General features: G+C 54.1%; 18 protein-coding genes. 11 read left to right on the plus strand and 7 right to left on the minus strand.

Going from position 1 to position 21,914, the window contains the following annotated elements; translation table 11 throughout:
• The first annotated feature begins 7 nt into the window (after nt 1–7).
• Both ACGG90_RS02625 and ACGG90_RS02630 read left to right on the plus strand, forming a co-directional pair.
• On the plus strand, nt 8–1,579 hold the full coding sequence (locus tag ACGG90_RS02625) for a hypothetical protein (RefSeq protein WP_390405498.1): 1,572 nt from the start codon (nt 8–10) through the stop codon (nt 1,577–1,579).
• A 15-nt stretch (nt 1,580–1,594) separates the two neighbouring features.
• Nucleotides 1,595–2,353, plus strand: coding sequence for an SGNH/GDSL hydrolase family protein (locus ACGG90_RS02630; RefSeq protein WP_390405501.1), 759 nt, complete (start codon nt 1,595–1,597; stop codon nt 2,351–2,353).
• A gap of 90 nt (nt 2,354–2,443) precedes the next feature.
• Here ACGG90_RS02630 and ACGG90_RS02635 read toward each other — a convergent pair whose 3' ends face one another.
• The gene (locus ACGG90_RS02635) at nt 2,444–4,255 is read right to left on the minus strand and encodes a beta-L-arabinofuranosidase domain-containing protein (RefSeq protein WP_390405843.1); all 1,812 of its coding nucleotides are present in this window, start codon (nt 4,253–4,255) and stop codon (nt 2,444–2,446) included.
• A 116-nt stretch (nt 4,256–4,371) separates the two neighbouring features.
• On the opposite strand from ACGG90_RS02635, the gene ACGG90_RS02640 reads away from it, so the two are divergent.
• Entirely contained in the window at nt 4,372–5,202 is an 831-nt protein-coding gene (locus ACGG90_RS02640) for a helix-turn-helix transcriptional regulator (RefSeq protein WP_390405502.1), read from the plus strand.
• 518 nt (nt 5,203–5,720) lie between these two features.
• Here ACGG90_RS02640 and ACGG90_RS02645 read toward each other — a convergent pair.
• Nucleotides 5,721–6,551, minus strand: a complete 831-nt coding sequence (locus tag ACGG90_RS02645) for a helix-turn-helix transcriptional regulator (RefSeq protein ID WP_390405505.1) — start codon at nt 6,549–6,551, stop codon at nt 5,721–5,723.
• Between the two features lie 201 nt (nt 6,552–6,752).
• Between ACGG90_RS02645 and ACGG90_RS02650 the strand changes: the two genes are divergently transcribed.
• From ACGG90_RS02650 to recA, 5 genes are all read left to right on the plus strand, one after another.
• On the plus strand, nt 6,753–8,507 hold the full coding sequence (locus ACGG90_RS02650; RefSeq protein ID WP_390405508.1) for an ABC transporter ATP-binding protein: 1,755 nt from the start codon (nt 6,753–6,755) through the stop codon (nt 8,505–8,507).
• On the plus strand, nt 8,500–10,290 hold the full coding sequence (locus ACGG90_RS02655; RefSeq protein WP_390405511.1) for an ABC transporter ATP-binding protein: 1,791 nt from the start codon (nt 8,500–8,502) through the stop codon (nt 10,288–10,290). Before ACGG90_RS02650 ends, ACGG90_RS02655 begins: the two co-directional genes overlap by 8 nt.
• A gap of 512 nt (nt 10,291–10,802) precedes the next feature.
• On the plus strand, nt 10,803–11,219 hold the full coding sequence (locus ACGG90_RS02660; RefSeq protein WP_390405513.1) for a MarR family winged helix-turn-helix transcriptional regulator: 417 nt from the start codon (nt 10,803–10,805) through the stop codon (nt 11,217–11,219).
• Nucleotides 11,212–12,084: an NmrA family NAD(P)-binding protein gene (locus ACGG90_RS02665; protein WP_390405515.1), complete on the plus strand. Its 873-nt coding sequence runs from the start codon at nt 11,212–11,214 to the stop codon at nt 12,082–12,084. Before ACGG90_RS02660 ends, ACGG90_RS02665 begins: the two co-directional genes overlap by 8 nt.
• Before the next feature lie 157 nt (nt 12,085–12,241).
• Nucleotides 12,242–13,459, plus strand: coding sequence for a recombinase RecA (recA, locus tag ACGG90_RS02670; protein WP_390405518.1), 1,218 nt, complete (start codon nt 12,242–12,244; stop codon nt 13,457–13,459).
• A 1,078-nt stretch (nt 13,460–14,537) separates the two neighbouring features.
• Here the strand turns inward: recA and ACGG90_RS02675 are convergent.
• From ACGG90_RS02675 to ACGG90_RS02695, 5 genes are read right to left on the minus strand one after another with little or no spacing between them, the layout of a single operon-like run.
• Nucleotides 14,538–15,599 (minus strand): Gfo/Idh/MocA family oxidoreductase, encoded by a 1,062-nt coding sequence (locus tag ACGG90_RS02675; protein ID WP_390405521.1) that lies wholly within the window; start codon nt 15,597–15,599, stop codon nt 14,538–14,540.
• Nucleotides 15,600–15,610: 11 nt separating this feature from the next.
• Complete coding sequence (locus ACGG90_RS02680; protein ID WP_390405524.1) at nt 15,611–16,591, minus strand: sugar phosphate isomerase/epimerase family protein; 981 nt, start codon at nt 16,589–16,591, stop codon at nt 15,611–15,613.
• The gene (locus tag ACGG90_RS02685) at nt 16,588–17,337 is read right to left on the minus strand and encodes a sugar phosphate isomerase/epimerase family protein (protein WP_390405526.1); all 750 of its coding nucleotides are present in this window, start codon (nt 17,335–17,337) and stop codon (nt 16,588–16,590) included. The genes ACGG90_RS02680 and ACGG90_RS02685 overlap by 4 nt, the downstream gene beginning before the upstream one ends.
• On the minus strand, nt 17,334–18,059 hold the full coding sequence (locus tag ACGG90_RS02690) for a ThuA domain-containing protein (RefSeq protein WP_390405529.1): 726 nt from the start codon (nt 18,057–18,059) through the stop codon (nt 17,334–17,336). Before ACGG90_RS02690 ends, ACGG90_RS02685 begins: the two co-directional genes overlap by 4 nt.
• Nucleotides 18,056–19,144 (minus strand): Gfo/Idh/MocA family protein, encoded by a 1,089-nt coding sequence (locus tag ACGG90_RS02695; RefSeq protein ID WP_390405531.1) that lies wholly within the window; start codon nt 19,142–19,144, stop codon nt 18,056–18,058. Before ACGG90_RS02695 ends, ACGG90_RS02690 begins: the two co-directional genes overlap by 4 nt.
• Nucleotides 19,145–19,273: 129 nt before the next feature.
• Here ACGG90_RS02695 and ACGG90_RS02700 point away from each other — a divergent pair, with 129 nt between their 5' ends.
• From ACGG90_RS02700 to ACGG90_RS02710, 3 genes are all read left to right on the plus strand, one after another.
• Nucleotides 19,274–20,137, plus strand: a complete 864-nt coding sequence (locus ACGG90_RS02700; RefSeq protein WP_390405533.1) for an AraC family transcriptional regulator — start codon at nt 19,274–19,276, stop codon at nt 20,135–20,137.
• A gap of 72 nt (nt 20,138–20,209) precedes the next feature.
• Nucleotides 20,210–20,782 (plus strand): hypothetical protein, encoded by a 573-nt coding sequence (locus ACGG90_RS02705; protein WP_390405535.1) that lies wholly within the window; start codon nt 20,210–20,212, stop codon nt 20,780–20,782.
• A 110-nt stretch (nt 20,783–20,892) separates the two neighbouring features.
• Entirely contained in the window at nt 20,893–21,906 is a 1,014-nt protein-coding gene (locus ACGG90_RS02710; protein ID WP_390405538.1) for an amidohydrolase family protein, read from the plus strand.
• Nucleotides 21,907–21,914 lie beyond the last annotated feature (8 nt).

Genomic DNA, 21,914 nt, shown 5'->3' on the forward strand with positions numbered 1-21,914 from the left:
GGAAGTTATGTTACAACCGACAATAATCCAAGTTCAAACTGCTGACGACACTTGGTTGTCCTTGACGGCCCAAGGTGAGCAGTGGCAGGCCGCAGCAGTGGTTGTGCAAACGCCGGCCACTGCAGCTGCCGGCTTGCAAGTCACGATCTTGCCCACCAAGTGCCGGCTGCAGCGCGTCAAGCTGACTTGGTCGACGCATTATGCCCCAGATACTTTGTTCTTCGGTGATGCTTTCGAGCGCGCATATGGCGACTTGCGCTTCACGCCGCTTGATGAAGAAAAGCCGTATTATTGGTACTTGATCGCTGCCACGGCGCATGCCAACACCTGCTGGGGCGTCGCCACGCAGCCTAATGCGCTGTGCGCTTGGACAACTGCCGCCGACAGTATCAGCTTGTGGCTGGATGTCCGCAGCGGCACGGCGCCGCTTGATCTCAGTCAACGCCAACTGGACTGTTGTACGATTTTGCACCACGACTACCCCAAGCAATCGCCGTCGGTCACCCTCAGCGACTTCTGCCAGCGCCTAAATGCTGACCAGCCAGCCCCGCCGACGGAGAAGATCATCGGCACCAACGACTGGTATTACGCCTATGGCAACAACAGCAAAGCCGCCGTATTAGCCAATGCCAGTGCCGTGGTGGACTTGTGCCAAGGCTTGCCATATCAGCCTTGGGTGGTGATCGACGACGGCTGGCAAGTGGCCCACCAAGCCGATTATAACGGCGGCCCGTGGACTGGCGGCAATCAGAAATTTGGCGATATGAGCGCCGTCGCGCAAGCCATCAAGACCCGCGGCGCCAGGCCTGGTTTATGGTTTCGGCCGCTATTGGCAAACCAGCCTGAGCTGCGGCCGTTGGCGTTGCATGCCGCCGACTCAACCGCTTTTACCTTGGATATCAGCCGTCAGGAGGTCTTAGACCAAATTGCTGCAGATATGCACCGCTTCAAGCAGTGGGGCTTTGAACTGGTCAAATACGATTTCTCGTGCTTTGATGTGTTGCAACAATGGGGGCCGACCATGGGCTTGACCTATGCGCATGGCCCAGTTATTTTCCACGATCAAACGAAAACTACTGCAGAGTTGTTCAAGCAGCTTTACCGCACGATCAAAGAAGCTGCCGGTGAGATGCTGGTGATGGGCTGCAATGTGGTCAGCCACCTGGCCGCAGGGCTGATCGATGTCATGCGTATCGGCGATGACACCAGCGGCCACGCCTTTCACCGCACCGTAGCCATGGGCGTCAACGCCTTGGCCTTTCGGATGCCGCAACACAACCAGTTCTACCAAGTCGACGGCGATTGCGTGGGCATCACCGCAGACATTCCCTGGGCGAAAAATCTGCAATGGCTGAACTTATTGGCTGACAGCGGCACGCCGCTGCTGGTGTCTTGCGATTTCAGTCAATTAACTGCTGAGCAGAAACGGGATCTTGCTGCGACATTTGCCAGAAATTACGCGCAAACTGACTTGTTGTTGCCTAAGCTGCCGATGCAAGGCCGCTACCCCACCGCCTGGCAAGCCGGGGCTCAAACCTATGACTACACTTGGCGCTACAACTTATTGGAGCCAATCTAAAAAGGAGCGCAATCGATGAAAACCAAATTACTTGCCACAACGCTTGCAGCCGCTACCGCTGCGGTATTGGTCAAACAAGGCAAATTGCACCGTCCAAATTTGCACCAAATCGCCGGCAATGCGCCGATATGGCATCCGGCGCTTTGCCAGCTTGACCCACATGCCCCACTTTACGGCAAGCAGGTCTTGTGGTTGGGATCTTCGATCACAGAAGGTTCCGGCGCCAAAGGGGTGGCCATGAGTGACTACCTCATGGCCCAAGACGGCTTGATTGCCACCAAACAAGCGGTATCAGGCACTGCGTTGGCCGGACCTGAAGTCAACAGCTATTATGTGCGCTTGATCGAACAAGTGCCGCCAGCAACGCCTTATGATTGTGCGGTGGTACAGCTTTCCACCAATGACATCCGCATGAACAAGCCGCTCGGCCACATTACTGACGCTGCAAAGCAGCAAGCCTTCAATACCGAAACGACACTTGGCGCCTTGGAAGCGATTCTGGCATACATCCAAAACACCTGGGCTTGCCCGGTATTGATCTATTCTTGCATTCACCCGGCAGATCATGATTACGCCGCGCTGACTGCAGCAATGGTGCCGCTGCAGCACAAATGGCAGTTTACATTCTTGGACCTTAACCATAACGCTGCCTTAAATGCCGCCACGCATGCTAATCCCTTGGCCATGGCTGATGACATTCACCCGACGCAGCTTGGCTACCGCAATTTATGGACACCGCTGTTTCGCCAGGCGCTTGAGCAAATGCTGATTTAACAATAACCATCTAAAAAAGCGCCAATGCCCCGCGATTCGACTCTGAATCGCAGCGCATAGGCGCTTCTGTTATGGGCTGGCTTCGCCTTATTATTCCACTGTCGGCAACTCGGCAATCCGCAGCTTGGCCGCTCCATACGGCACCAGCGTCAGCGTTTCTGCAGGCTCGCTAGTCGCCACCGGTCCAAGCGGCGGCTGGGCGGCAGAATCATTCGCCAGCCCCCAATCCAGCAAGGGCTTGCCGGTGATTGTTACTGTCACTGGGGGCTGCGCAACATCAAATGGCTGCGTCGCTACCGACGCAGTTTGCACCGTGGCATCTTGTGGGATCACGCCGTATTGCCAGCGGCTGTGCGGCCAAAGCTCCCAATCTTTGAGAGTATCGTGTTGGCCATGCAACACCCACTCGGCTTTGATTGGCAAAGCAAACAACAACGCGCCATAACGGATCCCCACGGCATTCTGTGGGCGGTGGAGATAGCGCACACTGGTTTCAAAAGCCAGCGTCAGCGTGTTGTCGACCCAAGCTTCATCAAGTTGCGCATAGCCGTCGTTCACCTGCAAAGCCAGCGGTGCGCCATCGATTGTTGCCACCACCTGATCAGCCCAAGCCGGGATGCGCAAGCTGAGGCGCTGCATTGAGCCGTCGCCTTGCACGCGGATGGTGCATTGATTCTTGAACGGATAATCACCTGACACCGTCACCTGCAAAGCGCCTGCAACAACTTCGCATGGCGCATAAGAAATTGCCGTCAGCCCCCGAGTTTTTGACTGCAGCCACAGATGCGTGGCCACCTTAGGCCAGCCTTGGTGCATGTTGGCAGTGCAGCAGCCAAAATGCGGCTCAAGGCCAAACAAGTTGGCGTCGGGACCATTTTGCGTCCAGTTGCGCTTGGCATAGGTGCACATCACTTGGTTAACTTGTTGATCATATTGATGTGAACCCCAATCCGGCGCGATCGCTGCCGGCAAGGCGTTATAAGCGATCAGCTCGAAGCGATCGCCAAATTCGGCATCCCCTAGCGTCTGCAAGAGATTCTCCAACGAATATAGCAGCTCCACCACCGCGCACAACTCGGTGCCTTGCGAAGGCTCCGTGCCTGCCAGCCACTCATCACCGGTGAACATCCCGTTGAGCTGGCCGTGATATTGATCAAGCTCAGCCATAGCCTGCTGCAACAAGGCGCGGCCTTGTGCCTCATCGCCTAACACGGCATCTTGGCCGAGATATTTCAACGCCATCGCCACATTGACCACGTGACTGCGATGATCCCAACTGTCAACATAACGCGTGAATGGCCAATGCTTAAACGTCGCCGCCCAATCCAGCGTCTGCGCTTCAAGCAAGTGCATCAAATCCACCAGCCACGCTTCATGGGTCTGCTCATACAGCCACAGCACACTCAGCACATTCTCGCCGCCGCGCGCCTCACCCCAATCTTTCAGCGGACGCTTAGGCAAGTTGGCCAGCTGATAGGCAAAGTATTTCTGCATAAACGGCACCACTCGCGGATCTTGCGTGGCTTGCGCGTATTGGATCAGCACCTTTAACATCACCATCCGCGGCCACCAATCAAGATTGGTTTGCGGACCGAAGTTGCCATCTTCGGTTTGACTGTTCAAACTCCACTCAACAAAACGCTGCGCCCGCGCTTTAAGCTTGGCGTCATCAAGCAAATAAGCCAGCGGCAACAAACCGTCTAAGTAATACGGTCCGCGTTCCCAATCTTCGCCTGAATTGCCTAACCAGCCGCTATCAGGGCCAACATCTGCCCAATGTTCATATAATTGTCCGCTTAAGCCTTGCGCTTGGATCTTCAACTGATCCAGCAGCCACCCGCGCGGTTTGATCGCGCCTAAAGGCAGCTCTTGCATGGCCATATGTAAACCTGCTGTCATCATCACACACCATCTTTCTAACTGAATTTCACAGTCAGTATAAGCAATCATCACACTGGAATCACTGGCAGATATCACCTATAATCTGCCTGATATGAACCTTTATTGGAGGTGACAAAATGACCCAATTTACCTTTACCAGCTCAGCCTTGCCGATTTTTATTTACGCCGGGCAAGCTACTTACCCAGTAGGCGACACTCACGTTCATCGCCATGACCTGGGCGTTTTTGACTTGCTGGTGGTGACTGACGGCTGCTTGCCAATGGTGGTCCAAGGCGTTGCTTTTGCCGTCAAGGCGGGCCAAAGCCTGCTGCTGCCGCCGACTGGGGAACATGGCGGGCTGCCGGTGACCCAACTGACACATTTCTATTGGCTGCATTTCACTCCGGCAGCAACTTGGCACATCGCAACTGATCAAGCCCCGACGACGATGCCTGATCTCTATTCACCGCCTGACACCTTGTTGACGCTGCCGCAATACCAGCCGATCGCCTTGCCAGACGCGGCCCAGCTGTTGGAAGAGTTGACGGCTTTGTGTATCCGCAGCGATGTGCGCGCCCGGCTCAAAGCTCAGATCCGCTTTCATGAACTGTTGTTGCTGCTCACCCAGAAGCGCCCACTATCCGCTACCCAAGCCGTCGCCGCAGCGGCCAGTCGCTACTTGGAAACTCATTATCGCCAGGCCGTCACCTATCAAACCTTAAGCGCCGCCTTGAATTATTCAGCCGGCTACATTACCCGCTGCATGCGCGCCGTCAACCATGAAACCCCTGACGCCGCACTGCTGAGGATCCGCCTGACGCAAGCTAAGGCGTTGTTGATCAGCACCGATTTGACCATCGACGCAATCGCCCATCGCATCGGCTATCCCAGCGGCAACTACCTCAGCCGCCGCTTCACGCAAGCAGTCGGCGTCACGCCTTCTAAATACCGCCATCCTAATGATTGACAATGATATTACTTTGCCCTTTTCGGTACACAAATTTAAAAGGCTCCATTCAACAAGCATGTTAGTATTAGTCATCATCGCCTACGTCGCTTCCAAACCCGCTTCACATCAATTAGTTTATCAACTGATTCATCCAATGTAGGATAGGAGTGGCGTAGCGTCTTGGGGAAAGCGTCGGGTCCGGCCGTGAAACGATCAGCGCAGTGAGACCAGCGGGTTGTGCTGGGCTTACTGCGCTGATCGCGGCAAGAATGGAGACAGGCAGGTGAGCGAAGCGAGCGCCTGGCTCAATTCTTAGGCAGAAAACGCGCGCACTTCAGCGCGTTTGGCGCCGGCCGCACCGCCTGCGCCCGGCGCTTTCCCCAAGACGCGAAGCCGCTCCTGTCCGGCCGCTTCCTAGTCACGAGCCAGCAAGCAACGCCAAGCAACGCAAACGGCTATCCCCCGCACATTCAAAGAACGAATGCACGAGAGATAGCCGCTTGTGTGACTGGCTAAAACCGCTTGCTGGCTCAGCCTTATTCTTGTTTAACTGACGGTGCCGAGCCGAAATACCGCTTGAACAACTTACTGAAGTAGAACGGATCTTGATAGCCCACTGCATGTGCCACTTTATTCACCGGCATATCGGTATCGCGCAAGATCTGGCTGGCCTTATCCATCCGCAGCCGCGTCAAGAAGCTGGTGATGGTTTCCCCGCGCACCGCCTTGAACGTCCGCGACAAGTGCGCCGCAGAAACATTCAAGTAATCCGCCAGATCCGTCAGCGCCACTTCTTCATCGTAATGCGACTCCAAATAATACACCGCGGTGCTAACCAAAGCCAGCTTGGCGGTGCTGGTGTCCACGTCGTCTTTTTGCACCGGAGCGTCGACACTCACCGCATTATCCGGCAGCGCCCGCATCAACAAGCACAACAGCTCCACCACCCGCGCTTGGATCAACAAGCGGTGGCCGAATGCATCGCGGCGCTCGGCTTCATCAACGATCCGCCTGGCACAAGCGATATACGCATCATGTTGGACCCCCAGATCCACCACGCTGTCGGCAAAAGGCAAATGATCCGGCAACATCCCTGGCAGCGCGATGCCGCGAAAGCCGATGTGCAGCTGCAAGCTTTTGGTATTGGCCGGCTGGCTTTCGGCATGATGGACGCCTGGGTTAAACACCAAGATCTGCCCGGCATGCAAATGGACATATTGATCTTCAATGCGATAATCGACGGAGCCTTCCAAGATGTTGGAAATCTCGATGAAATCATGATCGTGATAGATCCCATGCCCCGGTTTGATCATCCAATTCGGGAACGTGTAGAGCACTTCTGGTGTGAAACCTTTGAGATCAAGCATTGTTACCCACCCCATTAATGTAAGCCTTACCACAGTCCAGTCTATCAAAATTCACCATGGAAGCAAGCAAAATAATCCATTCAACTATTTCCTGCTTCGCCCATAATAACGCTATTGAGAACTTAAGTGCGCCGTGCTGCGTTGGGTCGACACGACACGGCAGGCGCACTTGCCATTATCGTTTCTTGGAGGAGACATATCATGAATCCGTATCAATGGGTCTGGCAATATGCCAAGCACGACAAGTCGCGCTTGGTGCTAGTCGTGATCTTGATCATCGTTAGCGCGCTGGGGACCATCGTCACACCGTTGGCCGGGGGGATGATCGTGGATCAAGTGATCATCCAAGGCCACACCGACCGTCTGATGCCGCTGCTGATTGCAATGATCGGGGTTACCTTGTTGCGCACCTTGGTTCGCTACACTTATCAGGTGACTTGCGAACAAGTGGCGCAGAATGTTTTGTATGATATTCGCCATGATTTATTCACCAAGCTGCAAAGTTTGGACTTTCACTTCTTTAACACGGTGCGCACCGGCGACATCATGGCGCGCATGACCGGCGATACCGACGCCATCCGGCACATGCTGGCATGGGTGTCATATAACGTCGTGGAATGTATCTTGTGGTTCTTCACTGCCGTCATCGTCATGGGGGTCATCAACTGGCGCTTGACCTTGGCGCTGGTGGTGCTGACGCCATTAATCGCGATCATCACCATGCGCATGAGCGCCGAAGCCCATCCGCTGTTCTTCGAGATCCGGCAAAGCTTTGCGCGGCTTAACGACATGGTTGAAGAGAACATCTCTGGTAACCGCGTGGTACGTGCTTTTGCCCGCGAACAATTCGAAATTCAGAAGTTTGAACAACACAACGCCGATTACAAGAAGCGCAACATGGATTCTGCGCATGTTTCGCAGAAATACCTGCCGCCGCTGGATTTTCTGGCGTCGATGTTATCCGTGTTAGTCTTGTTTATCGGCGGCATCTCAGTGATTCATGGCAACATGAGTTTAGGCCAATTGGTGACGTTCAACGGGTTCTTGTGGATGTTGAACCAGCCGATGCGTATGAGCGGCTGGCTGGTCAATGATATCCAGCGCTTCTCTGCGGCGACCATCAAGATCCGCTCGATGCTAGGCGTCCAATCGGCGATCAAAGCCAAGCCTGAAGCCGCTGGCGACCGCATCGAAGGCCGCATCACCTTTGAACACGTTGACTTTGCCTACGCAGACGCCCCAGATGTGCTGGTGCTTGAAGATATCAACTTCGATGTGGCCCCTGGTCAAACCTTAGGGATCTTAGGCGAAACCGGTTCTGGCAAGTCCACGTTGATGAACTTGATCACCCGCTTCTATGACCCAACGCATGGCCGCGTCTTGATCGATGGCCGCGACAGCCGCGACTGGCCGGTACAAGCGTTGCGTGATCAAATCACCATTGTCATGCAAGACTTGTTCTTGTTTTCTGACACCATCGCCGACAACATCAGCTATGGCGACCACAACGCTGATTTAACCAAAATTCGCCAAATGGCTGACGTCGCGCGCGCTGATGACTTCATCGAAGCGATGCCTGACGGTTATGACACCATCGTCGGCGAACGCGGCGTTGGCTTGTCAGGCGGGCAGAAACAGCGTGTCTCCTTGACTCGCGCGCTGGTGAAAGACCCGCGGATCTTGATCCTTGATGACACCACCAGCGCCTTGGACATGGAAACCGAAGCGGCGATCCAGCAGCGTTTGACCACCACCACCGCTAACAAAACGGTTTGCATTATCGCCAGCCGCATCTCCAGTTTGCGCCATGCCGATCAAATCATCGTCTTGCGCCATGGCCGCATCGTTGAACGCGGCACCCATGATCAGCTGCTGGCAGCCAATGGCTATTATGCTGAAACCTACCGCCGCCAAGTTGGCGCGGTAGCTGGAAACGGAGGTGAGCTCAATGGCTAAACGCAATACGTTTAACGAAGACGAAGAATATGAAGAGTCCTTTAACTGGCGCGATTATGTACGCCTAGCCAAGTACTTGAAGCCTTACCGCAAGCGCGTGGCGATCGTTTTGAGCACGATCTTGTTAGGCAACGTCGCGGTGATCCTCGGCCCTTATTTGACCAAAGTGGCCATTGACCAAGCGATTCCTCATCATGATTTTGCCCAATTAAGTATTCTGTCGGCGGTGTTTGTTTTGACGCTGTTGGTGGCATTTGCCTGCTTGCGCTATCGTATTTACGCGATCACCGAAATCGGTCAAGACTTGCTGCTGGACATGCGTACGGATATTTTCACACACCTGCAAGTGCTGCCGTTTTCGTATTTTGACTCGCGGCCGCATGGCAAGATCTTGATTCGGGTGGTTAACTATATCAACACCTTGTCTGATTTGTTGAGTAACGGCTTGATCAACTTGATTTCCGATATGATCTCCTTGGTGGTCACCTTGGTCTTCATGTTTGCCATCAACTGGAAGCTGACGCTGTATTCCATGATCTTGATTCCAGTGTTGATGTGGTACACCTGGGTAATCAAAAATAAGCAGCACGAAGCTTACCGCGACTTATCTAACAAACAGTCCAACCTCAACGCCTACATCCATGAATCCATCGCCGGTATCAAAGTCACCCAAGGCTTCGCCCAAGAAGCCCATGCTTTGGAAACTTTCGATGATGTTGCCGAACAGAACCGTCACAGTTACATGCACGCCATTTACGTCCAATTCGCCTTGTGGCCTGGGGTGCAAAATATTGCGACCTTGACGACTGCTTTGATTTATTTGATCGGGGTGCGGCATTTTGGCGTAGCAGTATCAACTGGGACGCTGATCGCCTTTCTGGGATACATCAATAACTTCTGGAACCCAGTCATCAATATTGGTAACTTCTACAATTCCTTGATCACTGCCACGGCTTACTTGGAGCGAATCTTTGAAACACTTGATGAGCAGCCGGAAGTTGTCGACGCACCAGATGCCATCACCTTGCCGCCAATCACCGGCGACGTGGTGTTCGACCATGTCGACTTCCGCTATGAACCAGACGCGCCGCTGACGTTAAAAGACGTTTCCTTCCACGCCCATGCCGGTGAAACCATCGCCTTAGTCGGGCCCACCGGTGCTGGGAAATCGACCATTATCAACTTGTTGTCGCGCTTTTACAACTTGAATGGCGGCGAGATCTTGATCGATGGCGTTGATATTTCCCGCGTCACCATCGAAAGCCTGCGCAAGCAAATGGGGGTCATGCAACAAGACACCTTCATCTTTTCTGGCACCATCTTGGACAACATCCGCTATGGGAAACTTGATGCCACCAAAGAAGAGATCCTCGAAGCCAGCCGAGTCGCGCGCGCCGATGAGTTCATCAAAGAGCTGCCTGACGGTTATGATACCGTCGTGCAAGAGCGCGGGGTGTCCTTGTCTGCCGGCCAACGCCAGCTGATTGCCATTGCCCGGACGCTGTTGGCAGATCCGAAGATCTTGATCTTAGATGAAGCGACTGCGGCGATCGACTCGCGTACCGAAGTCTTGCTGCAAGCCGGACTGGAACAGCTGCTGCATGGGCGCACCAACTTCATCGTTGCCCACCGCTTGTCGACGATCAGAAACGCCGATCGGATCTTGGTGATCAATGATGGTCAGATCCAAGAAAGCGGCAATCACGAAGAGTTAATGGCCAAGCGCGGCGAATACTACGAATTGTATGATTCACAATATCGCATGCTGACGGCTGCTGGGTAACGACTTGGGCCGCGGCCCGGGCAGAGGCTGCTGCGCGGCGCGGGGAAAACGTCGGCGCAGGCGGTGCGGCCGGCGCCAACCGCGCTGAGAAACGCGCGTTTTACGCCTGACCGACGTTTTCCCCACGAACCCCTTCCCTACACATTCGTACCTGGTTAGGCTGCTTTCGGTCAACGTTTGATCAATACCCGCATTAACATCATGGCACCAGCTACCCTGACTCTTCAGGCGCAGCTGGTGCCATTTGTTTGGTTATACTGCAACACAATTGTGCGGCGTAAATTTGCCACTGGCGGATACCGCCATTAGCGGTAATATCAGTTACAATAGCCATATCAGTGCCTGACAAAAAGCACGCCCGCAAATTGTTTCACGTGAAACAATTGCGATAAGCCCCGCCATCACTGGGATCGACCGCCATCGTCTGCAAATGGCGGTGATTTTGTGGTTGACGAAAGTGATGCGCCAGCCATATAGTTAGTACACTAACCAAGCTATTAAAGGAGTTCATCATGCCCGATATCGGATACTTATTGATCAATCACGCCAAGCGCTTAAAAGCCGCGCAAACGCATGCTTTAGAAACCAGCAACATTACCGTCAGCCAGTGGGCCCTATTAGCTGCTTTGGCCCGCACCACCAGCGCCACTGCCGCCGAATTAGCTGCGGCTTTGGATATGGACAAGCCTACCATGTCTGGGATCGTGTCGCGCCTGGTCGCCAAGAAAATGATCAGCAAGTCGCCTAAGCCCTCTGATCGCCGCGCGTCGCTGTTGAAACTGACTGAATTAGGCCGCAAAACTTATACCCAATGCGCCCAAATCGCCCAACAAACTGCGGCGACTTATCTCGCCGCGTTGACGCCTACGCAACAAGCTCAGTTGCAGGATTTGCTCACTCAATTGGAAGAAGGCCACGAACATGCCTAAAGTATTGGTCCTCGGCAGCACTGGCAACATTGGCTGGCCGTTAGTGCAATTACTGCAACAAGATCCTGACGTCAGCGTTATCGCCGGCGTCCATCACCACCCCACTGCGGCTATGCATGCATTAGGCGTGGACACGGTGCCTTTTGACTTCTTGGATCCAACGACCTTCAATCCGGCGCTGGCAGAAGTCGATGAGCTGTTCTTCGTGCGGCCGCCGCAACTGGCTGATCCGCAACACGATATGCTGCCGTTTCTCAAGGCGGTGCAGCTGCATCACCTGCGCCAAGTCGTGTTCGTGTCGCTGCAAGGCGTTGAGAAGAACCCGATGGTGCCTCACCGCAAAATCGAGAAAATGATCGTTGACCTTGATCTGCCGCACACCTTCTTGCGCCCCAGCTTCTTCATGCAGAATCTGATCACCTCCCATGGCCAAGACTTGCTTGAGCATCACGACTTGTTCATTCCGGCTGGCAGCGCCAAAACCAGCTTCATTGATTGCCAAGACATCGCCGCGTGTGCCCAAGTGGTGCTTAAAGATCCTCAATACCTCGGCCAAGCGCTGACATTGACTGGCAGTCAAGCCTTGACCTACCAACAAGTGGCTGCGATCATGACCCAGCAGTTGGGCTTTGAGATCACCTACTCCAAACCAGGCTTATTGCGGTTTCGCCGGGCCATGCTCAAGCGCGGCATCGCCAAGGAATTCGTCAACGTGATGGTGATGTTATATGTGATCACCCGCTTAGGTAATGCCAAAACCACCACTGATACCTTAAGCCAGGTGCTGCATCGCGCGCCAACCACCTTCGCGCAATTCGTCGCGCACGACGTCGTGCCGTATTTTGCCGCCCACTCCGCTCAGTAGTTCTGCGTCTGTTTCACGTGAAACAATGTTGCCGTTTTCCCGAGTTAAATGTTTCTGGTAAAATTATGACGTATACAGATATTAAGTAGAAAAAGCTTGCGCTAACGAAACGTTTGTTCGATAATAGACATAGGACATTCATTCCAGGAGGGATAACATGGCAGCTAAAAACACCAATTCGCGTGAGAACGTCAAGGAACTGACTGACGACGCAGAACGCCAAGCCGCGCTGGACAAGGCGCTAAAGAAGATCAGCAAAGAATTCGGCGACGGCGCCGTTATGAGGATGGGCGAGAAGGCCTTAACCAACGTCGACGTCATCTCCAGCGGTATTCTGTCGCTGGACGCCGCACTTGGCGTCGGCGGCTTCCCACGCGGCCGGATCGTCGAGATCTACGGCCCAGAATCTTCTGGTAAAACCACTATCGCTTTGCAGGCGGTCGCTTCAGTCCAGAAGAACGGCGGGATCGCCGCTTATGTCGACGCGGAAAACGCGATGGATCCAACCTACGCGCAGGCCTTAGGCGTCAACATCGATGAATTGCTGTTATCCCAACCGGATACCGGCGAACAAGGCTTGGCGATCACCGATGCCTTGGTTTCATCAGGCGCTGTGCAAATCGTCGTCGTCGACTCGGTTGCCGCCCTCACCCCGAAGGCCGAAATCGATGGTGAAATCGGCGACCAGTTCGTGGGCTTGCAAGCGCGGATGATGAGCCAAGCCTTGCGTAAGCTCACCGCCCAGATCTTCAAGTCACAAACGATTGTCATTTTCATCAACCAGATCCGTGAAAAGGTCGGCGTGATGTTTGGTAACCCTGAAACCACCCCAGGCGGCCGCGCGTTGAAGTTCTACGCGACGATCCGCTTGGAAGTCCGCGGTACCAAGCAAGTTAAAGTCGCCGGCGAAGACGACCCAATCGGCAAAACCACCACGATCAAAGTCGTGAAGAACAAGGTCGCACCGCCGTTTAAGAAGGTCGAAACCACCATGACTTACGGCCACGGGATCGAACCGGTGGACGATATGCTGAACTTAGCAGTCGAACACGAACTGATCAAGAAGTCCGGTTCATGGTACAGCTACAACGACGAACGGCTTGGCCAAGGTGCGCCTAACGCGGTGAACTACTTGCGCGAGCACCCAGACATGCTCGACGAAATCACTGCCAAGATGCGCCACTTGCTCTTTGACCCAGTTGAAGAAGACCAAGCCGACGACACCAAGGATAAGCCAACGATTAAGCCGCAAGCCAAGCAGCCTGCTAGTGGTGTTGAAGACACGCCAGATGAACCGGTGACGATCGCCGGCGATGACGCTGATGATTCAACTGATGATGGCAACAACGGCGACGGCCCGATCCAATTAGTTTAATCTGTTGAATATGGAAGCATCCTACGCTTGAGTGTAGGATGCTTTTTTCGTAGTCAAAGCGAAACGGTAGGGTCCGGACAGGTTTTGCTTCGGCGCGTGGGGGCAACGAGTCGGCGCAGGCAGTGCGGCCGGTTCCAACCACGCTGAGGGGCGCGTGTTTTCCACCTAAGAATTGAGCCAGGCGCTCGCTGCGCTCACCTTGCCTGTCTCAATTCTTGCCGCGATCAGCACAACAAGCCAAGCACAGCCCGCTTGGCTTGTTGTGCTGATCGTTTCACGGCCTGACCGACTTGTTGCCCCCACGCCCCTACGCAAAACCCGTCCTACATTGTTGGCATCAGGATAATGAGTTGTAAGATGAACGAATAAACTGCAGATACCGGCTTGGTTTATCCAAAGGTAACCATCAGCTGCTGTGTCATGGTCAAGCCAATAAGCAAAAGCGTTGTACCACGAAAACGCACCACTGAGACATCAAGCGATAAAAATAGCGGTGACCTATTCGCCACCGCCGTTGCCACTTAATGCCTTAACCAAAGGACTGTTGATCACTGAGCATAGAATTGCTGGTTAGAACAAATGCAGACCCTCGCTGTGCTTGACAATGCGCGATCCAACCATTCGCCGCCTTTGCGACTTCCGTAGGCGCGTTGCGGCGCAGGGGTGCGGATCGGTCAGGCCGCGAAAGGTGCGGTGTCAGGCAAGACTTGCGGCGTAGCGCAGCGCAGCCGTTTGCGAGGCTTGCCTGACACCACACCCGGCAACTTTTGAGATTTGCAAGGTGAGCGCCAGCGAGCGCAAAGCTCAAAAGTTAGGCGTAAAACGCGCGCTCTTCAGCGCGGTTGAAGCCGGCCGCGCAGCCTGCGCCAATCCGCGCCCCTGTGCCGCAACGCGCCGGGCCGGGCCCATCAACTTCATCGTCGAGCTGCGCAAAGCAACGGGCTTGCGTGTAAGTCATGACGCCGCTTGGGCCAAGAACGCCCAAACGTCATCCTGCCTTACCCTCCGCCCTAAACCCGCTTTGCTCCGCTCTGGAACAAAAATAGCGATGGCCATATCTGCCATCGCTACCATCTTGTTACATTTTGCTGCTTTCAAACTCAAGTGTCTGCTGCGTTGCTGCGGATTCATAAATCACATTGATCAGCTTCAATACCCGCATCACTTCGGCATTCTTCACGATGCGCGGCGCATGGTCAGTGATCACATCATGCACGTTGTCATAGAAGCTTTGCGCCAGCGGCAAGCCTGCTGGCAGCGGGGCTTGTTTGACTGCGGCTTCGCTAGGCGGCGCCATGGTTTTGGTCAAACCCACCCCCGCTTGGATCGGCGCCGGTGCTGCAGCCTCAGCGCCAGTTGCCAGCACCTGCTGGCCGTTCAGTGCCCAATCAGTGATCTGGGCGGTGCCGGTGGTGCCTTTGACGTACCAGCGCGGCAAGGAAATGAAGTTGGTGGTGCCGACTTCGGCAATCGCGCTGATCCCGTTGGCATAATCCAAGCGCACGGTGAAGCCGTCGTCGCAATCATCCCCGAGGATCTGGCTGGTTTCTGCCGTCACCTTTAAGATCGGGCTGTCGATCAAGAATAACAGCTGATCCAGCAGATGCACGCCCCAATCGCGGATCATCCCGCCGCCGTATTTGGCATAATGCCGCCAATCGCCTGGGATCCCGTTGGCACCATGCACCCGCGACTCAATGCGAAACACCGAACCGATCGTGTGTGCTTGCAGGATCTGTGCAATCACGCGAAAATCCGGATCCCAGCGGCGATTCTGATGCACAAAGAATTCACGGTTGGCAATTTTAGCCGCGTCCAACACCTCTGCTAATTCTTCTGGGCTCATCATCGCCGGCTTCTCAGAAATCACATGCTTACCTGCAGCCAAAGCTTGCAGCGCCAGCGGCTTGTGGCGATCGTTTGGTGTGGCCACCAGCACCAAATCGATATCAGGGTCCGCCAGTAAGGCTTCATAAGTTGGATAAGCGACAAAGCCGTCATTCTCGATTGCTTGTTGACGCTCTGGCGCGATATCATAAGCGCCTTTGAGGTGAATATGTGCGGCGGCTGGAATCAATGTTGACGCGTGATACGACCCCATTCCGCCGTAGCCGACAATACCCATGGTTAATTCTTTCATGATGTCCTCCGCTAAATCGTATCGCCGGTCCACCAAGCGGCGCCGGGACTTTCTTCGATCATCACCGAGCGCAGATTCTTCACCGCTTGATGCAGCCCTTCATCCACCGACATCAAGGCGTCTTCATGTTCGATGGACACCACATAATCATAGCCGTACATGCGCAGGGCCGAAATGATATCCGACCACGTTTTCAAATCGTGGCCATAGCCGACGGTGCGGAAGATCCACGCGCGATGGGTCAAGTCTTCATAAGGCTGGATATCAAACAAGCCGTGCATGTTGATGTTGTCTTGATCCAAGTAAGTGTCTTTGGCGTGAAAATGCACCAGCGCCCCGGCTTGGCCTAAGATCTTAATGGCTGCCACCGGATCGATGCCTTGCCACCACATGTGGCTGGGATCCAAGTTGCAGCCGATCGCATCCCCTGTTGCATCGCGCAGCTTCAACATGGTGTAAGGCGTGTGACACAAGAAGCCGCCGTGCAATTCGATGCCGATTTTCACGCCGGCTGCCGTGGCGTCTTGGTTAATGCCGCGCCAATACGGGATCAGGCGCTTTTCCCATTCAAATTCAAAAGTATCACGATATTCCGTCGGCCAGGCGATCGTCGGCCAGTTTACCGCGGTGTCTGTCGCATTGCCGCCAGACACGCCGGAGAACTCATTGACCACCGGCACATTCATCAAACTGGCCAGCTTGATCGTTTTGTGCAAGGTGTCATCGGCGAGAGCTGCGACTTCAGGCTCTGGTGAAATGGGATTGTTGTGACAAGAAAAGGCCGAAATGCTCAACCCATGATCGGCCAACTTGGCTAAGTAGTCGTGGCGCAAATCGGCACTGGCCAACAGCGCATCAGGATCTAAGTGGGCAGTGCCAGGATTGCCGCCGGTACCGATTTCTAACGCCTGCAGCCCTAAAGACTGGGCTTTATCCAACATTTGATCAAACGTTAACGCATTAAATACTGGGGTAAATACACCGAGTTTCATTCTGCGATCCTCCGTATCAACTGATTCAAAAACGTCGCATTCTCTGCTGCCGCGGCCATTGGCGTCGCTTGGCTGAAGGCTTCTTGTTCCACCACCAGCCACTCAAGGCCATGATCATGGGCAAACGTGACATGATCGCTTAACGGCAAGGTCCCGGTGCCAAGCATCACGCTTTCTTGGCTGCCTTGATTCAGCGCCATGTCTTTGATATGCAGCATGGCGATCCGCGCAGCATGGGCATTGAGCCACGGCAAAACGTCTTTGCCAGCATAAGCAAGCCAATAGACATCGACTTCTAATTGCACATGTTGGGTGCGGCGCGTCATTTCATCTAACAGATCCACCCCGGCAAAAGTCATCAGCTCATGGCCGTGGTTGTGGTAGATCAAGTTGAAGCCTTGCGCATGCAAAGTTTGAGCCATGTCTTCCAACTTGGCCATTTGCGCATACCAAGCGTCCAGCGTGTCAAAGGCCATCCAAGGCACGATGATGTTGCGGTTGCCTAATTCAGCTTCGTATGCCATCACCGCCGGCAGATCAGCGGTTAGTTGGTCTAAACCAATGTGGCTGCCGCAAGTTACCATGCCTGCCTGCTCGACGGCTTGGCGCATTGCTTGTGCCGACTGGCCAAAATACCCGGCAAACTCCACGCCTTGATAGCCCATCGCGCCGACTTGTGCGATGGCAGCTAAAGGGTCTTGGCGCATTGCCTCGCCGATACTATAAAGCTGCAATCCTGCTTTCATGACTCATCCTCCAAAGGCTCTAAGGCCTCATAATGGTCGAATACGCGCGCTTTAGGGTGATCTGGGGCACACCAGCGCACAGCATTTTGGATCACGCGCTGCACTTGCGGGTTGTAGTAGCTGCGATAAGTTTCATGGCCTGGTTGGAAGTAGAAGATCTTGCCGTTGCCGCGGTGGTATGTCATGCCGCTGCGAAAGACTTCCCCGCCAGGAAACCAGCTGATGAAGATCAAGTCATCTGGCGTCGGTACATCAAACTGTTCGCCATACATTTCTTCTTGAGCCAATTCGATGTGATCACCGATCCCCGCGGCGATCGGATGGCTGGGCTTAATATTCCAAATACGGGCGTGGTGCCCGTCTTCGCGCCACTTCAAGTTGCAAGTGGTGCCCATCAGCTTGCGAAAGATCTTTGAGAAATGCCCTGAGTGCAGCACGATCAGCCCCATGCCGTCCAGCACCCGCTGATAAACCCGCTCTACCGTGGCATCTTGCACATCCCCATGGGCCATATGCCCCCACCACAACAACACATCAGTATCATCCAGGATCGCTTGCGGCAAGCCGTTATCCGGCTGATCCAGCGTGGCGGTGCGCACCTGCACATCAGAAGCCTCTAAGAAACTGGCTAATTGACCATGAATGCCTTCAGGGTATACCGCAGCGACTTTAGGCTCGCTTTGTTCATGGCGGAATTCATTCCAAACTGTGACTTTGATCATTGTCCGATCTCCTTAAGATATACTGGCCGTTTCTCTTTAGCTGACAAGTAAATGGCTTCCAGGATCTGCGTGACCACCAGCGCTTGTTCAGGCCGCACCACCGGTTGGGTGCGCGTCTTAACCGCATCGATCCACTGTCGCGCTTCAACATCGGCTTCACTAGCGGCCCCGGCGCCTTCAAAGAAGGCCACACCGCCAGTGGATAAGTCGATTTCCTTCTGCCACAAGGTTTGATGATCTTCGCCGTTTAACGTCAAGCCGTGATCCATGTCGGCGCCGCCTTTGGAGCCATAAAGCGAGGTCTTGGCTTCTTTGACATCTAAGGAATTCAACGCCCAGCTGGATTCCAGGAAAATAGTGGCGCCATTATTCATCACCACATAGCCAAACGCCGAATCTTCCACGGTAAACTGCTTAGGATCCCACGGGCCCCAAGCGTTGGCACTGTTAGGGTTATCGCCTAATTCCCGATAAGTCTGACCAACGACATAAGCCGGTTCGTAGTTGTCCATCATCCACAACGTCAAATCCAGCGCATGGGTACCGATATCGATCAAAGGCCCGCCGCCTTGCGCTTCTTTGTCTAAGAAAACGCCCCAAGTCGGCACGGCACGCCGGCGAATGGCATGCGCCTTGGCAAAATAAATATCGCCTAACGCCCCGTCTGCGCACGCTTGATGCAAGTATTGTGAATCACGGCGGAAACGGTTCTGATAGCCGATGGTCAGCAATTGGCCGGTGCGCTTAGCGGCCTCAAGCATCGCTTGGGCGTCTTTGGCTGTTTTGGCCATGGGCTTCTCGCACATCACATCACAGCCGGCTTCTAATGCCGCGATGGTTAGCGGCGCATGCGCGGCGTTAGGCGTCAGCACATGCACCACATCCAGTTGCTGCTTGAGCAATTCATGGTAATCGGTATACCATGTCGCATCCTCTGTACCGTACTGGCGGCAGGCCTTCTCGGCACGTTCTGGAATTAAATCACAAAAAGCCACCAGCGCCACATCGTCGAGTTTGCTTAACGCTGGCAAGTGTTTGCCGTTGGCGATCCCGCCACAGCCAATGATCCCGATCCGAACAGTCATAGTTGCTCCTCCTTATGTATCAATAAGCTAGCATTATGGAACGGCTTCAGTATAATGAATTCAGGCAGCGCTTTCTTCCCTGCGAGCAAACACGATTGTCCCGAATATTGACTTCTCTTGGAGGAAACTATGGCAACATATATCGAACTTTCCCAATGGCCTGAACCGCTGCAGTTCAAGGCTTTTGTCAATGACGGCAACGGGCCGGTGTACCCGCATCGCCACAAGGCCATTGAAATCATTCAAGCCATTACCAATCAAACGCGCATCGGCGTGGCGGGGCAGAATTTTACCTTGAATGCCGGTGATATCTTCTTCTTTGTCAGCGGCCAGCCGCATTATTTTCTGCCGTCGCCTAACAGTTTGCGCCGCGTTTTCCAATTTGACTTGGCGCTGTATGATTGCCAGCTGATGCAAACGTCTTTGGCGGCGATCAATGCGACTTTGGCCCATCGCGTCCAGTGCAGCCAAGCTTGGCCGCAAAGCGTGCAAGAAGCCGTCAGTGCTCAGCTGGCGGCGTTATTTGCCGCGGCTAACGATCCAGGGCGGCGCGCAACGATCATCGGCGAATTGTACATCTTATTGGACACCTTCGTGCACCAGCTGCCGACCAGCGCCGGGACGCCTTTGCAGCTGCTTGATCATCACGCCTTACAAGCCCAAACCATTGCAGAGCAGCTCACCACGATTTACGACTACATCGACAACCACTACACGCAGCCCATCACCTTAGCTGACATCGCCGGCGTGGTGGGGTTCAATCCGCAATATTTCACGCGCTTCTTCAAGAAGAACACCGGCAGCACCTTCGGCAGCTTCTTGATGGACTATCGTCTGATGAAAGCCAGCTTCAGCTTAGTCGACAGCGATGCGTCCATGTCTGAAATCGCCGAAGCATGCGGCTTTCAAAGTGTCAAAACCTTCCATCATGAATTCAAGCGCTACATGGGCACGTCGCCTTTGAACTACCGCAAGCAGCAACTGATGCAATAAATAAAGGCTGCCAATTGCCGATTGCGCTTATAATAAAAACAGCAGTTGATCCCGTTGATAAAGGAGCCCATCTTGAGTAAAATCCACATCCCAGTTGCCTATTACAAAGCTCCTGACAAGCGGCTGCAAGCCACGCAAGACAAACTGTTTGCCGCCCTGAAACAACATTTTGAAGCCGGCGAGCCTTTTGCCGCGATCAGCGTTAGCACCTTGTGTCAAACTGCCAAGGTGGCGCGTCAAACCTATTACCGGCATTACGACAGCCGCGGCGAAATTATCGAAGTCGCCATTGCCCGCTTGATCAATCGATTCCTTCAGCAAGCCGATCAGACCTTTCGCCAAAGCGAACAGGCTGCGCCGCTAACCGTTGACTTGCTGCTGGCCCACCGTCAATTGATCAAGATGATGCGTTGGGCGCATGTCCAAGCCCAAGCCGTTGCGTATCTCAGCCAAGACATGCGCCGCGTCAGCAGCATCGAAGGCACTGACGTTGCGACACAAGATTTTATGATCGATTTGCTGGCTCGGATGCACATCAGCTTTGCTGAAGTGCTCAGCGACCATCTTGAGTTGAGCCGGGCGGAGTTGATTGCGATTTATCGGCAAATGATGCCAGTTCCGGCTGAGATTTTTCACGCTTTGTAACGCCAATTAATAAAGTGTGACAAAATAGCCGTGTTTGACAACAAACGCGGCTATTTTTGATTTCTGAGCCGGCCTACAATGATGTCAATCAATCAAGGAGGTCACTCATTATGAAGCTGATCACATTAGAAGAACACTGGGAATCACCACGCGTCAATGCCGCCGCCAAGGCCTATCTGCCGAAACCAAGCAACCTGCACAAGGATCCTAACGACCACAGCATCGAAGAATTCATGGCCAAGACCAAACGCGACAACACCGAACTCATCAGCGCCGACGCCAAACGGTTGGCCTTCATGGATGCAAACGGCATTCAGATGCAGATTATGGGATACGGCGATGACACCCCGCAGAATTTAGACCCCAAAGTCGCCATTGGCTTGTGTCAAATGGCCAACGATGATCTCGCGGCAGCCATCAGCATCCATCCCGATCGGCTGGGCGGCTGGGCCACGCTGCCGGTTGGTGATCCAGCAGCGGCGGCGGCAGAACTCGAGCGTGCCGTCACGCAACTTGGGCTGCAAGGCGCCATGATCCATGGCTGCTATGCCGGACATTTTTTCGATGAACCGATGTATGAGCCTCTGTTTGCCAAAGCCGAAGAACTGGACGTGCCGCTGTACTTCCACCCTGCTATTGTTCCTGAAGCCATCAGTGAACATTATTACCAAGGCCAAGGCTGGTCTGAATTGACGGCCTTCACCTTCGCCGGTGCCGGCTGGGGCTGGCATGAAGACTTAGGGGTCCAAATGGTGCGCTTGATCTTAGCTGGCGTATTCGATCGGCATCCAAAGCTCAAGATCATCACCGGCCATTGGGGTGAAATGGTGCCAAACTTTCTTGAACGTATGGATCAAACCATGGGCTTGACGGTCCACCTTGACCGCACCATCAGCCAAACTTACCGCGATAATTTCTACATCACCCCTAGTGGAATGTTCTTTTCAGCACAGCTGGATCTGGCCATGACTGAAGTCGGCGCCGATCATCTGTTGTACTCGCTGGACTACCCATACAACCACCCAGCAGACGCGCAACAATTCTTAACTGAATCCAAGCTGACACCTGCGGATCAAGAGAAAATTGCCTATCGCAATGCTGCCAAGCTGCTGCATCTCAACTAATCGGGGGA

This window comes from Lacticaseibacillus jixiensis (assembly GCF_042847315.1).
GTDB classification, from domain to species: Bacteria; Bacillota; Bacilli; order Lactobacillales; family Lactobacillaceae; genus Lacticaseibacillus; species Lacticaseibacillus jixiensis.